The organism is Xanthomonas sp. NCPPB 4467 (assembly GCF_041475665.2).
GTDB lineage: Bacteria > Pseudomonadota > Gammaproteobacteria > Xanthomonadales > Xanthomonadaceae > Xanthomonas > Xanthomonas dyei.
This window is the reverse complement of sequence record NZ_CM191260.1, coordinates 824202-839953: the sequence shown is the minus strand read 5'-3', so window position 1 is coordinate 839953 and position 15752 is coordinate 824202. Positions and strand designations below refer to the sequence as shown.

At 65.0% G+C, this 15752-nt stretch carries 12 protein-coding genes; 6 read left to right on the top strand and 6 right to left on the bottom strand.

Going from position 1 to position 15752, the window contains the following annotated elements:
- The first annotated feature begins 294 nt into the window (after positions 1–294).
- A complete protein-coding gene (gene treA / locus ACCQ06_RS03620; RefSeq protein WP_316690214.1) occupies positions 295–1968 on the top strand; it encodes an alpha,alpha-trehalase TreA in 1674 nt (557 codons plus the stop codon).
- A gap of 461 nt (positions 1969–2429) precedes the next feature.
- Here treA and ACCQ06_RS03615 read toward each other — a convergent pair whose 3' ends face one another.
- Positions 2430–4526 carry an SMP-30/gluconolactonase/LRE family protein gene (locus ACCQ06_RS03615; protein ID WP_372365058.1) on the bottom strand — a complete coding sequence of 699 codons (2097 nt, stop codon included), beginning with the start codon at positions 4524–4526 and terminating at the stop codon, positions 2430–2432.
- A gap of 205 nt (positions 4527–4731) precedes the next feature.
- Here ACCQ06_RS03615 and ACCQ06_RS03610 point away from each other — a divergent pair, with 205 nt between their 5' ends.
- A complete protein-coding gene (locus ACCQ06_RS03610; protein WP_005993016.1) occupies positions 4732–5427 on the top strand; it encodes an AIM24 family protein in 696 nt (231 codons plus the stop codon).
- A gap of 157 nt (positions 5428–5584) precedes the next feature.
- On the opposite strand, the gene ACCQ06_RS03605 is transcribed toward ACCQ06_RS03610, so the two are convergent.
- Together ACCQ06_RS03605 and cycA are read right to left on the bottom strand one after the other, a co-directional pair.
- Complete coding sequence (locus ACCQ06_RS03605; protein ID WP_316690211.1) at positions 5585–6496, bottom strand: CorA family divalent cation transporter; 912 nt, start codon at positions 6494–6496, stop codon at positions 5585–5587.
- A 285-nt stretch (positions 6497–6781) separates the two neighbouring features.
- The gene (gene cycA / locus ACCQ06_RS03600) at positions 6782–8155 is read right to left on the bottom strand and encodes a D-serine/D-alanine/glycine transporter (protein WP_316690210.1); all 1374 of its coding nucleotides are present in this window, start codon (positions 8153–8155) and stop codon (positions 6782–6784) included.
- A 556-nt stretch (positions 8156–8711) separates the two neighbouring features.
- Between cycA and ACCQ06_RS03595 the strand changes: the two genes are divergently transcribed.
- Positions 8712–10484, top strand: a complete 1773-nt coding sequence (locus ACCQ06_RS03595) for an expansin EXLX1 family cellulose-binding protein (RefSeq protein WP_316690209.1) — start codon at positions 8712–8714, stop codon at positions 10482–10484.
- A gap of 453 nt (positions 10485–10937) precedes the next feature.
- Here the strand turns inward: ACCQ06_RS03595 and ACCQ06_RS03590 are convergent, their stop codons facing one another.
- Positions 10938–11153, bottom strand: coding sequence for a hypothetical protein (locus ACCQ06_RS03590; protein WP_316690208.1), 216 nt, complete (start codon positions 11151–11153; stop codon positions 10938–10940).
- A gap of 304 nt (positions 11154–11457) precedes the next feature.
- Between ACCQ06_RS03590 and ACCQ06_RS03585 the strand changes: the two genes are divergently transcribed.
- Complete coding sequence (locus ACCQ06_RS03585) at positions 11458–12228, top strand: transporter substrate-binding domain-containing protein (protein ID WP_104616763.1); 771 nt, start codon at positions 11458–11460, stop codon at positions 12226–12228.
- A 112-nt stretch (positions 12229–12340) separates the two neighbouring features.
- Here ACCQ06_RS03585 and ACCQ06_RS03580 read toward each other — a convergent pair whose 3' ends face one another.
- Entirely contained in the window at positions 12341–13216 is an 876-nt protein-coding gene (locus ACCQ06_RS03580) for a DMT family transporter (RefSeq protein ID WP_104616764.1), read from the bottom strand.
- 436 nt (positions 13217–13652) lie between these two features.
- On the opposite strand from ACCQ06_RS03580, the gene ACCQ06_RS03575 reads away from it, so the two are divergent.
- Both ACCQ06_RS03575 and ACCQ06_RS03570 read left to right on the top strand, forming a co-directional pair.
- Positions 13653–14504, top strand: a complete 852-nt coding sequence (locus ACCQ06_RS03575) for a class I SAM-dependent methyltransferase (protein ID WP_228325095.1) — start codon at positions 13653–13655, stop codon at positions 14502–14504.
- A 66-nt stretch (positions 14505–14570) separates the two neighbouring features.
- Positions 14571–15104, top strand: coding sequence for a hypothetical protein (locus tag ACCQ06_RS03570; RefSeq protein WP_228325094.1), 534 nt, complete (start codon positions 14571–14573; stop codon positions 15102–15104).
- A 146-nt stretch (positions 15105–15250) separates the two neighbouring features.
- Here the strand turns inward: ACCQ06_RS03570 and ACCQ06_RS03565 are convergent, their stop codons facing one another.
- Positions 15251–15589 (bottom strand): hypothetical protein, encoded by a 339-nt coding sequence (locus ACCQ06_RS03565; protein WP_104616765.1) that lies wholly within the window; start codon positions 15587–15589, stop codon positions 15251–15253.
- Between the last annotated feature and the right edge of the window lie 163 nt (positions 15590–15752).

Below are 15752 nucleotides of genomic sequence, written 5' to 3'. Positions count from 1 at the left end.
CAGTGCCTCCATCGACGCCGTCCCGAGCCGGCGCAGCAGCGCTGGCCGCCCGCCTGCCCTGGCGCACTTCTTGCGGCGATGACACCCGACGCAGTGCGCCGTCGCTGCGCTCAAGCTGCCTGGATCGGCGCCGATACGCTTAGATTGGCGCACGTTGCGGCAGCGCGCCGGATCACCTTGCTGAATCCCGTTGTCACTGCGCGAAGTCTGCCGGCGTTGCGGCAGCGCACGCGGTCCCGCCTGCCACTTCGGTCGTTTACCATGCCCTACGCCACTGCCCGTTCTGGAGATGCCATGAGTTCTGCCGCGCCCCCGTGCTGCACGTCGCTGCTTGGCCTGTCGCTGAGCATGTTCGTTGCGCCGTGCACGCTGACTGCCGCGCCGCTGGATACTCCGGTCGTCAACGCGCCTGCGTCCACGCCGCCGACGCCCGATGTGGCCTACCCGGAACTGTTCCAGGCGGTGCAGAGCGGCGAGCTGTTCGACGACCAGAAGCATTTCGTCGACTTTTTGCCGCTGCGCGACCCGGCCCTGATCAACGCCGACTATCTGGCGCAGCACGATCACACGGGCTTTGACCTGCGCAAGTTCGTGGATGCCAATTTCGAAGAATCGCCGCCGGTGCAGACCGACGCCATCCGCCAGGACACCGCGCTGCGCGAGCATATCGACCTGCTGTGGCCGAAGCTGGTGCGCAGCCAGACCCACGTGCCGCCGCACAGCAGCCTGCTGGCGCTGCCGCATCCGTATGTGGTGCCGGGCGGGCGTTTCCGCGAGGTGTATTACTGGGATTCCTACTTCACCATGCTTGGCCTGGTGAAGAGCGGCGAGACCACGCTCAGCCGCCAGATGCTGGACAACTTCGCCTACCTGATCGACACCTACGGGCATATCCCCAACGGTAACCGCACCTACTACCTCAGCCGTTCGCAGCCGCCGTTCTTCTCCTACATGGTGGAATTGCAGGCCGGCGTGGAAGGCGAGGCGGTGTATCAGCGGTACCTGCCGCAGCTGCAAAAGGAATACGCGTACTGGATGCAGGGCAGCGACGGACTCAAGCCCGGCGAGGCCGCGCGCCATGTGGTGCGCCTGGCCGACGGCAGCGTGCTCAACCGCTACTGGGACGAGCGCGACACGCCGCGCCCGGAAGCCTGGCTGCACGACACCCGCACCGCTGCCGAAGTGAAGGACCGCCCGGCCGCCGAGGTCTACCGCGACCTGCGTGCCGGTGCCGAAAGTGGTTGGGATTACACCAGCCGCTGGCTGGCCGACGGACAAAACCTGCGCACCATCCGCACCACCGCCATCATCCCGATCGATCTCAACAGCCTGCTGTATCACCTGGAGCGCACCCTGGCCCAGGCCTGCACGCAGCCGGGCGCCGAGTGCACGCTCGATTACGCGGCACTGGCGCAGCAGCGCAAGCAGGCCATCGACGCGCATCTGTGGAACGCGGCCGGCTACTACGCCGACTACGACTGGCAGACCCGCACGCTGAGCGACCAGGTCACTGCCGCCGCGCTGTACCCGCTGTTTGCCGGCCTGGCGTCGGACGCGCATGCCAAGCGCACCGCCACCGTGGTGCGCGCGCGTCTGCTGCGCCCCGGCGGCCTGGCCACCACCGCGGTAAAGACCGGGCAGCAATGGGATGAGCCCAATGGCTGGGCGCCGCTGCAATGGGTGGCGGTGGACGGCCTGCGCCGCTACGGCGAAGACGCGCTCGCGCGCACCATCGGCGAGCGTTTCCTCACCCAGGTGCAGGCGCTGTTCGCACGCGAGCACAAGCTGGTCGAAAAATACGGCCTGGATGCCGATGCCGCCGGTGGCGGCGGCGGCGAATACGCATTGCAGGACGGTTTCGGATGGACCAATGGCGTGACCTTGATGCTGTTGAATCTGTATCCGGGCACCGACAGCAAGACCGCGCCTGCAAAGCGCGTGCGCAAGACCGAAGCGACGGCGCGCTGAGTGTCGCGCCGTGACGCCGGGCAATACTCGGGCATCACGGTGATCGGTTTTGCACCGCCAGCAAGCCAGCAGGTGGTTGCCGCAACGCGTGCGCACGCGCGGCTGCTATCGTCTTGATGCGGCGACATCGCTTGAAACGGCGATTGCACTTCGCGTCCGTCAGCATATGCAGGCGCTGACGAGACATCAGAGACGGGTTTGAGGAGCTGCGACATCTCGCATCGGCTGTCGTCGGCATGCATCCCGCGCCGGCCGCATTCGCGCCACGTATTTCTCACGGTGCGCTGTTCAACGCAGCATCTGCGCCCGTCAGCAACCTGTGCCACTGGGCACGCGACCAAGCGCACAGGCTGCTGCATCATCGAGGCGGCACCAGAACGAGGCGAGACATCAGCGCACTGCACCGCACCGTACTCAAACGATTCCGCCCTGCCATCAATCACCGCCGCCATCGCCGCGGATCATTCCACCCGCACGCGCAGATCGCGGTTGGTCGTCGCTGTATTGCCGCTGTAATCGCGTGCGGTAATGCGCAGCGTGTAGTCGCCCGGCGCCAACGCACCGGCCTGCCACTGCTCGTTGCCGAGACGGCCATCGCGCACCGTGTTGGTGACCAGATAGCGGAACCGCGTCACCGCGCTGCCGTGCACGGTGATGCCGCTGTCCGGCGCATAGGCGGTCAAGACGGCATCCGGGTCGCTGGGCATGCGGTCGAACACGATCGTCATGCGCGGCGTGGCCTCGCCCGGCAATGCCACGCCCTGCGCGTCCAGCACCTGGTAGCCCAGCGCGTACAGCCCCAGCCGGCGCCGCGGCAGATTGCGATCCACCTGATCCCAGGCCTCCACCACGATCTGCACCGCCGCCGCGCGCGGCACCTGCACCACGCCCTTGGTCACCGGCAATGGCTGACCCGCAGCATCGAGCAGGCTCACCTTGTCGATGCGCGGCGCCACATGATCTGCGTAGCCTACAAACCCCAGCTGCACCGCATTGCGCTCGAAGCCGTTGGCGCCAACGCTCAGATGCACATGCGCCATGCCATTGAGCGTGCCGAGCGCATCGCCGGCGCGAAATCGCGTGCCGCGCACTACGCGCATGCGTTCGGGCTTGCCTTCCGCATCCGTCAGCAGATGGAAGCGTTGCGGGTCCAGCGGCTTGCCTTGCGCGGTACGACCCACGCGCAGATGGAGGTAGCCGATTGTGTCCAGCGCCATCCCTTCGCTCAATTGCCCAAGCCCCCAACTGGCATTGGGGCTGGATACCTTGGCATCGGCAATCGCAAAGACCGTCTGACCGACATCGCCGCGGATATCCAGGCCCGCATGCAGATGATCGCGGCTGAGTCCCTGGTAGTTGCCGCGCACTTCGCCGAGCGTGCCGACCACCTCGTGCCAGCTGGTCTGCGGTTGCAACGGCCAGCGGCCTTGGGTGACAGGCAGGGGCTGCGCGTCGGCCGGCCCGACCACGGGCGTGTCGTCAACGTTCGTCGCCGTTGCCGGCACCAGCCGATGCACGCGTGCGCTTCCCGCATCGCTGACATACACCGCGCCCTGCGCATCCACCGCAATCCCCGCCGGGCGCGACAGGCGTTGCATCACATTCTCGCCGCTCATCGTCACCACGTGCCCGGCGCGCGTCACCTGCAACACGCGTCCGCTTGCATCGCCCACGTACATCACGCCGTCGTGGGTGATGGCGAGTGTCATTGGGCGATACAACAGCGGGCTGCGGTCGGCAGGATCGCCGCCGACCAAAGTACTGACGCTACCATCGGCGGCGATACGGCGAATCGCATCGTTGCGCATGTCCGCCACCCACACCACACCGTGTGCATCCACCTTGAGATCGGTCGGGGTGTCGAAGCGCGCCTGCTCGCCGACGCCATCGGCCATGCCGGGCAGGGCGCCGCCGGCTAAGGTGCGCACCTGTCCATCACGATCGATCACGCGAATGCGGTCGTTGTAGGTGTCGGCGACATACACGCGCCCGCGCGCATCCACCGCCACGCCGATCGGCCCATTGAAGCGCGCCTGCGCCGCCGCACCATCGCGAAACCCCGCACTGCCGTCGCCAGCGAGGGTGGTCACCACGCCTTGCGGCGTGCGCTTGCGGATCGCGTGATTGCCGGTGTCGGCGATATACAGATTGCCGGCCGTGTCGAAGGCGATCCCCGAAGGCGTATGAAACGTTGCGGCCGCGCCGATGCCATCGGCAAAGCCTTCCCTCCCGCCAGCAAGGGTCTGCACGTTGCCGTTGAGTACGGTGCGGAGACGGTTGTTGTCGCCACCATCGGCGATGTACAGCGTGCCGTGCGCATCGATCGCCAGGCCATAGGGGTCGGCAAATTGCGCGTCGGCCGCGCGGCCATCCTGCGCGCCACGCACACCGTTGCCGGCCACCCACTGCAGTTGCGCCGACCAACCCAATGGGGTTGCAGCCGGACCCTGTGCCTGCGGCACTGCCGTTGGCGCGGGCACCCACCACCAGGTCGCCAGCACTGCGGTCGCGGTTGCTAGCAGCACTGCGCAGATCCACAGCTTGCCTCGTGTTGCCATGCCAGTCGCGTGTATGGGAGGAACCGCACTTTAAACGCGTTCGGCAACGTGGAGCGTTGAGCGCAGCGCCACGCGTGCGCCGAGGCACCGCACTCAACGCTGCGTCGACCTGCGGCAACCGCAAGCAGCAGGCGTGCGCACGCAGGCGCTGCCGACACGCAGGCCGCGTATCATGCGCACTCTTTCACGTACTAGGGATGGACCCATGGCCGTACGCTCGCTCAACGAATTTCTCGCCCACTCCAAGGAAAAGGACGTCAGCCCCGATCCGTTCGAGCTGGAAAACCCGCATCTGCTGGAAGTGCGTCTGGATGGCATGGTGTGGTCCAAGGCAGGCGCCATGGTCGCGCGCACCGGCAACGTCAAGTTCACCCGCGAGGGCTTGCTGGAACAGGGCCTGGGTAACCTGCTGAAAAAAGCGGTCAGCGGCGAAGGCATGCAGCTGATGAAGGCCGAAGGCCAGGGCCGCGTGTATCTGGCCGACCTCGGCAAGCTGGTCACGCTGCTACGTTTGAATGGCGAGGCGATCTTCGTCAACGGCAACGATGTGCTGGCATTCGAGCCCGGCGTCGAACACAAGATCACGATGATGCGCAAAGTGGCCGGCATGCTCTCCGGCGGCCTGTTCAACGTGCGCCTGAGCGGCCACGGTATCGTGGCGATCACCTCGCATTACGAACCGCTGACCCTGCCGGTGACTGCCGCCAGCGGCCCGGTGTTCACCGACCCGAATGCCACGGTGGCGTGGTCGGGCACGTTGACGCCGGAGCTGGTGACCGATGTGTCGATCGGCACGCTGTTCGGCCGCGGCTCGGGCGAAAGCCTGCAGATGCGCTTCGCCGGCGAAGGCTGGGTGGTGGTGCAGCCGTACGAAGAAGCCAGTTTTCAGGCCAAGGGCTGATGTCGGAGTGCCCAGCGGCATGATGCGTGGCTGGGCACTTCATCTGCATACGCAGTGCGTTATTGGCGCATGTCGTGTGGAAGCGCGTTGGACGCGATGTGGGTTTATCGCGACCGCCCTCGCGCCCGGGTGCGCTCCGACGCGGTAGCGGCGTGCATCACACCCAGCCGCGCTTGCGGAACCATGCCAGCGGAATCACCACGCTCAGTGCGATGACGCCCAGCGCCCAGAAATACGCATCGTGCCCCTTGAGCTCGGGCATATAGGCGAAGTTCATGCCCCAGATGCCGACCAGCACAGTGGGCGGAATGCCGACCACCGATGCCACCGCCATCACCTTCATCACGTTGTTCTGGTCCATGTTGATCATGCCCAGCACGCTGTCGAGCAGGAACTCGATGCGGTCGTCCATGTGCTGCTGAAATTCGCTCAAGGTGGTCAGGTCCTTGTGCAGCATTCCGATGCGCTTGGCCGCATCGGCGGCGAACCAGTCCGGCGCGGCGCCGTCCAGATAGGTGATCAAGCGCAGCATGCCCTGCCCGGCGTTGTGCAGCCCGCCCAGCTGGCGGCCCATACCGCCCACCTGGTGCAGCATGCGCTCCAGATCCTTGGTGGTGTGCGGGTTGTCGAACACCTGCTGCGTGGTCTCGGTGACCTGGGCCTCGAGCGCTTCCAGGCGGTCTGCCAGGCGCCCGACCAATTGATCGAACATGCGCAGCAGCAAGTCGTCGGAACTGTGGCAGGGCTCGCGCTCCAGCCGCGCAACCAACGCGTCCAGCGAGCCGATGCGCTGCTCGCGTATGGTCACCAGCATGCTCGGCGACAGCGCAAACCCCAGCGGCGCGGTCGGGCCATCGTCGTCCTGGAAGCGCGGCACATTGAGAAACAGCACATCGCCCTGGCGGCGCACCCGGCTGCTGAATTCGATCTCGCCGATGGCCGCACGGTCGGGCAGCGCAAACCCCACCCGCTTGGCGGTGTCGGCCAACTCCTGCGGACTCGGCTGGCACAGGTCGACCCAGTAACCTTGTGCGTGGTGGGTTCCGGCAATCGGATGGATCGTGAGCATGCGGCAGGCCGTGGCAGTGGATGGCCGCGAGCATCCGGCCCCGCTTCATCGGCGTCAACGCCAACGCACCGGCACGCTCAGCTGACAGTGGCCTTCATCGCGGCGACGTGTAGCCACTCAAGCAATGGAATCGCATTGCGAATGCCTGCCTTGCGGCACAGATCGAGCGAGCCAACCAGATTGGCTGCCTGCGGGGCGGTGCGCGGCCTCACAGTGCAGTGCAGTGCAGTGCCGCGCAGACCAAGCCGGCACGTCACGCCGTGCCAGCGATGCCATGCTTATCTGTCAGACACGGATCTGCCGCTGCTTCACCGCATAGCCGACCGCCAGGATCAGGAACCACACCGGGCTGGCCAGCAGGGCCTGGCGCGTATCGGCCTGCAAGGTCAGCAACACCAGAACGAACGCAAAGAACGCCAGACACACGTAGCACATCAGCACACCGCCAGGCATTTTGAACGCCGAGACGGCATGCTGCTCCGGGCGCTTGCGCCGGTACGCGATGTAGGCGCACAGGATCAGCGACCACACGAACATGAAGAGCACCGCCGACAAGGTGGTAACCAGCGTAAATGCGGTGACCAGGTTGGGGATCAGATACACCAGCATCGCCCCCAGCAACAGGCACACGCAGGAGAACAGCAGACCGCGCGCCGGCACCGCCGCACGCGAGAGCTTGGCGAACCCCTTCGGCGCATGCCGTTCTTCGGCCAGACCGTAGAGCATGCGGCTGGTGGAAAAGATGCCGCTATTGGCCGACGAGGTGGCCGAGGTCAACACCACGAAGTTGATCAGGCTCGCTGCCGCCGGCACACCGGCCAGCACGAACAACTCCACGAACGGGCTCTTGTCGGCCACCACCTGCCGCCACGGCGTGACCGCCATGATCGCGATCAGCGCCAGCACATAGAAGATCAAAATGCGCACCGGAATCGAGTTGATCGCCTTGGGCAGATTGCGCTGCGGGTCGGCGGTTTCTGCAGCGGTGGTGCCCACCAGTTCGATACCGACGAAGGCGAACACCGCGATCTGAAACCCGGCGAAAAACCCGCCGATGCCCATCGGGAACATACCGCCGTCGTTCCACAGATTACTCAGCGAAGCCACGTTGCCGGACGGCGAGCGGAAGCCCCACACCACCAGACCTGCGCCGGTGACGATCAACGCGCAGATGGCGACGATCTTGATCAGCGCAAACCAGAATTCCATCTCGCCAAACAGCTTCACCGTCACCAGATTCAACGTCAGCAGCAACAGCACGCACGCAATCGCCGGAATCCACGGCGCCAATCCCGGAAACCAGAATTGCGCATACGCGGCAATGGCAATCACATCGGCGATGGCGGTGATGATCCAGCAGAACCAGTAGGTCCATCCGCAGAAAAATCCGGCCCATGGGCCGAGCAGATCGGTGGAGAAATCGATGAACGACTTGTAGTCCAGGTTGGACAGCAGCAACTCGCCCATCGCACGCATCACGAAAAACAGCATCGCGCCGATGATCAGATAGACGAACAGGATCGATGGACCGGCCAGACTGATCGTCTTGCCCGAGCCCATGAACAACCCGGTGCCGATCGCCCCGCCGATCGCAATCAACTGCAGGTGGCGATTGGACAGGCTGCGTTGCAACTGGTCGGGTGCGGACGGATCGGACATGGGGACGGCACCAGCAAGTGAACAAGCCGTCAAAAATACGAGATCGCGCCGGCTGGCACCAGCGTCTGATGCGCACTCCGTTCGCATGAACGAAGCAGGCACACAATGCAGCGGCCCGCTTCAACATGCTGCGGTGGTGGTCTCTGATACGCAGCGCAACGGCCGATAGCCATCTGCTAGCGCATCGATTGGTGAGGCCCCTCCGTTGCATTTGCCAGCGGCACGCTTCGATGTCAGCGTGGAAGACTTCGACGCCCCTGGCATTGCCATGCGCCGCCGCTGCACGACGCTGCCGGTCCACATGCCCACCGACTGTCATCCATCCATTACAGCGTGTGGCTGTCATGCAAGCAGCCAGTCTCACGCTCGCCATCTGAGACGACTATGCAGAGCCAGATGACAGTCGTGCGGCATTTCGCACAAACAGCGACCCCCATCCCAGTGCGGCCGTCTGCTCACGGTGCTGCGCACACTCCAGCCCGCTTCCTTGACTGCGCGCACGGACCGCACGCGGCAATCGCTGGTCTGCTGCATCGCTGGCCTCCAGGAGACTTCCATGCAAACACTTACCCATCTATTACTCGCGCTCGCACTGCTCGCCCCTGTGACCGCACTGGCCGTGGAGGTCGATCCGCAGGGCCGACTTGTCGATGCGCAAGGCCAGGCACTGCAGATTCGCGGGGTGACCTGGCCCGGCTTTGATCGCACTGCATTGGCGGCTGTCGGTTTGCGCGACAGCACGCTGGCGCAGGTGCTGGATCAGATGCAGGCCGCCGACATCAATGCCGTGCGCGTGCCCATCTGCGCGGCAGCGCTGCAGGGCACCCCAGTGGCGGCGGCAGAGGTTGCCGGCGACCCGGCATTGCGTGGGCTGGATGCATCGCAACTGCTCGATGCGGTGGTGCATGCCGCCAGCCAACGCGGCATGCAGGTGATGTTTGCGTTTGCCGATGGCCGCTGCGATGACAGTGCACCGCAACTGGGCACACAGCAGCAGGCATGGATGCGCGGCCTGACCGGCCTGGCGCGTCGCTACCGCGACGCCACCGGTGTGATCGGCATCGATCTTGGCAGTAGCGGGTATCGCAATGCCAACTGGGCAGGCAATACCGCAGAGGCGGACTGGAATCGCGTCGCATCGCATGCGGCTACCGCCGTGCTGGCGCAGGCGCCGCGCTGGGTGGTCGGCGTGGAAGGTGTCGGCAGCAACGCGCTGTGTAGCGATTCCGCACGCAAGGCCGCTGGCAGCAATCTGCAGCCGTTGGCCTGCGCGCCGCTGCACATTGCACCGCAACGCCTGGTGTTGATGCCCAAGCTGGCCGGCCCGGATCGCGATGCGGCCACTGCATTTGCTGCGCCGGATTTTGCACAGGCATTGCCTGCCACCTGGCAGCGCGACTTCGGGCAATTTGCGCGCAACCACGCCGTAGTCCCGGTCAGTCTTGGCGGTGGTCTGGGCGATGGCGATCCGCGCGACCCGACATGGCAAACCGCACTCAGCACCTACCTGACCAACAGCGGATTGCGCAGCGCGTTTCTCGGCAGCTGGGAAGTAGGCAATGCCAACAACGGCGGCCTGCTGGCGCACGATGGCAGCCCGCGCGCAGACAAGCTGCAGGTCTTGCACCAGGCCTGGGGCATCGCGCCGGCAGCGTCTGTCGCCGCATCGGCGAAACGTGCTGCCGCAAAGAACGCCAGCAAGGCTACGCCCTGGAACAGCACCTTCACCGGCACCGCAACGTACACCGGTTCTGGTTATTCCGGCGGTGCACTGCTGCTGGATCCGATCCCGAGCACCGCGTTCATCACCGCACTCAACCCGACACAGCTGAACTTCGGCGGCATCAAAGCGGCGATGGCCGGCGCCTATCTGGAAGTGACCGGCCCCAAGGGCAAGACCACCGTGTACGTCACCGACCTGTATCCGGAAGGCGCCTCCGGCGGTCTGGACCTGTCGCATAACGCCTTCGCGGCGATCGGCGACATGGTGGACGGGCACATCCCGATCAGCTGGAAGGTGATCCGCGCACCGGTCACCGGCAATGTGCAGTACCGCATCAAGGAAGGCAGCTCACGCTGGTGGGCCGCGATCCAGGTGCGCAACCATGCCTACCCGGTGGTCAAGTTCGAGGTGAAACAAGGCACCACCTGGAAGAGCCTGCAGAAGATGGATTACAACCATTTCCTTGGCGAACAACTGGGCAATCAACCGCTGTCCATCCGCATCACCGATATCCGCGGCAAGGCGATCCTCGACACGATTCCCGCGCTCTACGAAGACGGCAGCCACCCGGCATATTTCAAGCCTGGCAGTGTGCAGTTTCCGTGATTGGGGAGTCGGGATTTGGGATCGGTCGTGACGTAATTGATATCTAACTTGGTGCACGCTTCTGGTCGCGTGCAAATGCGTGACTCAGCGTAGCTTCGCCATGCAACCTACGCGCGGCGCAGCGATCGACGCCCCTCTCCAGGCGAGGCGAGGTGCACTGCTTGCACCGCTGGCTTGCAAACCTTGGAGCGCCCGCGCCACACGCGGGCCGGGGACCCACGCGGGGGTGCAGTAAAAGTCAGGGCGAAGCATCTGCACTTTCGTCGTTGACTGAAGTCGTCTCTGCTCACTTCAGTCGTCTTTGCTCGCTTCGCAAAGGCACCTTCCACGCAAAACCTTTGATCTGGCGACCTCACAGCAAGCGCCGCATCAAGAACACAACCAGCCCGGCAGAGCAGAACTAACCCGCTTCAATCTGCCATCAGCATGGCTGCGCAGCTTGCCGTCAAGCCCTCACCCACCAGCAAGGCCACCGCCAACACGTCCGGGCAGCGCGTTGCTGTCATCCTCTTCGAGATTGCCCACCTCCTCGCGCAAGCCGCCTTGTTGCGGCGCCTGCTCTTCGACCGGGATCTCGTCCCCGTTCGTCTCCGGATCGGGGGTGCCGTGGACCAACATGCCTGCCGTGAAGGTGGTCATCGGGCGTGCAGTCCGTGGAGTGAGGTGCATGGGTGGCTCCGTGCGTTCGGGTGATGCATCGACGCTAGGCCGCGCGACGCTACCGGGTTGTGAGACAGACGCCGGTGGCCGTAACGCCGTGTTGACGTGTCGCAGCAACAAGGCGCGACGGCCACGGACAACGCAGGCAGCGATGCATTGGCCTAGCGTCGCTGTGGATACCGCAATGACCGACCGCAAGCAGCGCTCAGGCTCAGGCGCAGACACACCACATGCCACCGGCTGCGTCGCAAGGATCCAGCATGCTGCCCGGCCGACCACCGCTATCATGCGTGCTCATCTTCGAGGCCATGCCATGCGCTATCGCATCCTGCTCGCACTGCTGCTGACCTGCGGTATCGCGTCCGCTGCTCCGCGGGGCTCGCGGCTGGATGCAGTGCTGCACGCCGGCGTGTTGCGTGTGTGCACCACCGGCGACTATCGCCCCTACACCTTGTTGCGCGCCGACGGCAGCTTCGAAGGCAGCGATATCGCGCTGGCGCACTCGCTGGCCGATAGCCTGGGCGTACGGGCTGGCTTTGTGCGCACCAGCTGGCCGCAACTGCTACCGGACCTGCTGGCCGACCGATGCGACATTGCGGTTGGCGGCATTTCGGTGACCTTGCAACGGCAGCGCCAGGCCAGCTTCAGCGCGGTGCTGGATGTGGACGGCAAGATCCCGCTGGTGCGCTGCGCCGACCAGGCACGCTATCGCAGCGTTGCGCAACTCAATCGCCCCGAGGTGCGCGTGGTCGAACCGCCAGGCGGCACCAACGAAGCCTTTGCCCGGCGCGAATTGCCGCGCGCGCAGCTGCGGCTGTTTGCCGACAACACCACCATCTTTCAGGAGCTGCTGGACCAGCGTGCCGACGTCATGATCACCGACGCGTCCGAAGCGCTCTACCAGCAGGCACGGCTCCCCGGCCTATGCGCCGTGGCTCCGGAGCAACCGCTGCAATACAGCGAAAAAGCCTTCCTGCTTCCACGCGACGACAGCGCATGGAAAGCCTATGTGGACCAGTGGCTGCATCTGAGCAAGGCCAGCGGCGAGTATGTTCGTCTTGTCGAGGCCTGGCGGAGGCCTTGAATCGGGAATCGGGAATCGCAAGAGCAAGCTTAAGCTCACCAGAATTTGCGCAGCAACGCCGTTACGATTCCCGATTCCCGACTCCCCATTCCCGCGGCGCACCGCGCCGCCCTCAAACAATCTTGGTCCGCCGCCACCAGCGCGATACCTGTTCTTCGCGGAACAAGGTAAACAGGCCGGCACCTAGAATCAGTGCGATGCCCACGCCCATCGGCCAGTCCAGATGGTCGTGGAACAGAAAGTAGCCGAATGCGATCGCCCACAACATCTGGCTGTATTGCGTGGGCGCCACCACGCTGACCGGCGCCAGCCGCGTGGCGTACATCATGCAAATGGCAGCCAGCCCCGCGAGCAGGCCGTAGCCGGCCAGCAGGCCCCACTGATACAGCGACGGCCATACGAAACTCGGCAGCATCAGGATGCCGCCCATCACCAACGGCCCGATCACGCCGGCCCCGTAGAGCGTCAAGCGCTTTTCGCCATGTCCGGCCATGCGCAGGGCGATCACCGAGATCGCCCCGACCAGGCCGCACACGATCGCCGCCACATGGCCGTGGGTGAGATGCCGAAAGCCGGGGCGCAGCACGATCAGCACGCCGATGAAACCGACGATCACCGCCGTCCAGCGCCGCCAACGCACTTCTTCCTTGAGAAACACCACCGACAACACGGTGACGAAGATCGGCATCAAGAAGATCAGCGCAAACGCCTCGGCCATCGGTAAGGTGGTGAAGGCGATCACCGAGGTGAGATTGCCGATGGCGCCGGTGAGCGCGCGCAGCAGCCACAATGCCGGTTGCTTGGCCATGACCAGTTCGCGCAGCTGGTCGTCGGGCTTCTTCAGGAACGGCACCGCCAGCAGCATCAGCAAGGCGCCAAGAAACAGCACCTCGTAGACCGGCAGCGTGCCTTCGAGCAGCTTGACGAAGGCATCGCTGATCGAATACGCCGCATAACATGCAAAACCGAGCAGCACACCTTTGAGCATCACGCGCCTCTTGAATTCGATGACACCCCTCGCGTAAGGAGCGCGGGGAACCGAGCCATTATGCAGGGTGCGTGCGGCCTGTTGGCCGGATGATCTCGCTACCCGGCCCCAAGGCATCCACGCTGGATTGTGCGAGGAGTGCCGACCCAAGCGTCTGGCCGCGCACCCTGACCAGGCGTGCACCACGCACCCGCCAGACCGTGCATCACCGAACTTCCGTGGAGTTCGCGCAAGGGCTCGGCAGTCGCGGGACGTGGGCACAACTGCCGTCATCGAAGACCAGACCCGCCCCCCCCTTGGGCACGCACCGCGCTCACGTATCGCCGTTCCCGGGCCAGCGCTTGCAACCGCCGCGATGCATCGCGCATGCATCACCACGTTTTTAAGTCGTCGCCGCGTCGGGTACGATGCCGCGAAGTTCTTCCTTTGCGACCACGTGACCCATTACTCCGGACCGTTGCTCACCCTTCCCGATGCCCAGGCGCTGCTGGCAGCACGCAGCGCCGGCCTTGCCACGTGGACCGGGTCGCTGGATCTGGGCCGCAGCAGCGATAGCGTGCAGCTCGATGCACAGACCTGGCAGTGGCGCGGCATGGGCTTCCCCTATCCGGGCAAGCTCAAGGACCGCACGGTGTATTTCTGGGGAGGCGACGACTTCGCGCCGATCTCGCGCTTTGGCAGTGCGCTGATCAAACTGGTGCCCACCGAATGGGGGGCGCCCACCTTCGAGATCGATGGCATCAAGATGCTGCCGTCTGCGCAGATCTCGCCGTTCGAGGATGCGCGGCGCAAGGTGGCGCTGGTAAACCCGCGCGGCAAGATCGTACTGGACACCTGCGGCGGGCTTGGATACTTCGCGGCCTGCGCGCTGGAAGACGGCGTGGCGCAGTTGCTTTCCTTCGAAAAGAACGCCGACGTGTTGTGGTTACGCACCCTCAACCCGTGGTCGCCCAATCCGGAGGCGACCGATGCCGACGGGCGCCTGCAGCTTGCGCATGCCGACATATCGCAGCACATCGCCACGCTGGCGGACGATTCGGTCGACGCCATCCTGCATGACCCACCGCGGTTCGGCATCGCCGGCGAGCTGTATTCGCAGGTGTTCTACGATCACCTGGCGCGCGTGCTGCGCCGTGGCGGGCGGCTGTTTCATTACACCGGTGCACCCAACAAACTCACCAGCGGGCGCGATGTGCCCAATGAAGTGGCCAAGCGCCTGACCAAGGCCGGCTTCGCCGCCCAACTCGCGCTGGATGGCGTGCTCGCCACCCTGCCTGTGCGGCGCTAGTCTCCTCGCTCGGCAATGCCGCCGTGCGGATCTGCGATACTGCACCGCCCTCGACACGGACGTTGCATGCGCATTCACCTCGGTACTTTCTCTTTGGCCGCGTTGTTGATGGCGCTGTGCGCGCCGGCCTACGCGCAGACTGCACCGGCACAGCCCATGTCGGACGTCACCACGCGGTATCCGGTGACCACCGCAACGTTGGCGGGGCGACTGATCCGGCTGGGCGAGCGCGATGGCAAATGCGCCGTGTTGCGCGATGACGAGGCGCTGCCACTGGGCGTGCATGCCCCGTGCTACTTCAGCATCAACCGCGAGCACGGCGCGCAGGTCCACCACTTCAATGGCAGCGACATCGTGCTGGTGCAGCATGCGCGCCCGACCGCACGCGCGGATTGGGACGTCGCACGCGATGGGCCCATCTGCGCATTCGAGTCGCAAGCGGTGCGCGAGGTCGATGGGGTGCTGGAGCCGGGCATCGTTGCCAACTCGTGGCATTGCGATCCCACCGCTGGCGCCGACCAGAAGCAATTTGTCTACAGCTACGACACCTGGCCCAACCGCGACGCGCAACAGCCTGCGCGCAGGCAACGCAGGCCTTAAGGGCGGCGGCATGCACACGTGCGCTGCGGCAACGCACCTGCCGCGTTCGCACGCCGCGTTGGTTGCCACCGCCAACAGATGCGTGCATCCCTGCAACACCTCACTGCATCCGATACGTCACGCGCAGGCGGGTGCTGGCGGGACGATCACCGCGCTCGCCGGCGTTGACGACGTCGACGGCGATGCGACTTCCAGCCGGCATAAGCGAACCAGACGATGACGGCCAACAGCGTGCAGGTCAGCGCGGCATCCCAGCCGATGGAGATCCAGAATCGCTGCGGGTCGCTGTCGGCATAAAAGATCCTGGTCGGGCGACCGCGGATGACGCTGACATAGCGCTGCTTGAAGACCGCATCCAGCAGCAGCCAGAGCCGTCCAACACAAGCGATCGCCACCGCCAGCACCACTGCGCGCACCAGCCATGTCTGGATGGTCGATTCCGCACGCGTGGGCGCCGGTTGCGAGACAGTGCGACGCTTTTTCACCTTGATTCCAGACCGTTGCGGGGCGCGCAGTGTACGTGGGGCAGCGCAGGCGACGCGTGCGTTGACGGTTGTCTATGCGTGTTGGCAGCGATACGCGCCGCCACTGACCTGTCGTTGCAACGTGCATGCACACGGTGTGCGGCTATACTGCCCGCGCAGCGTA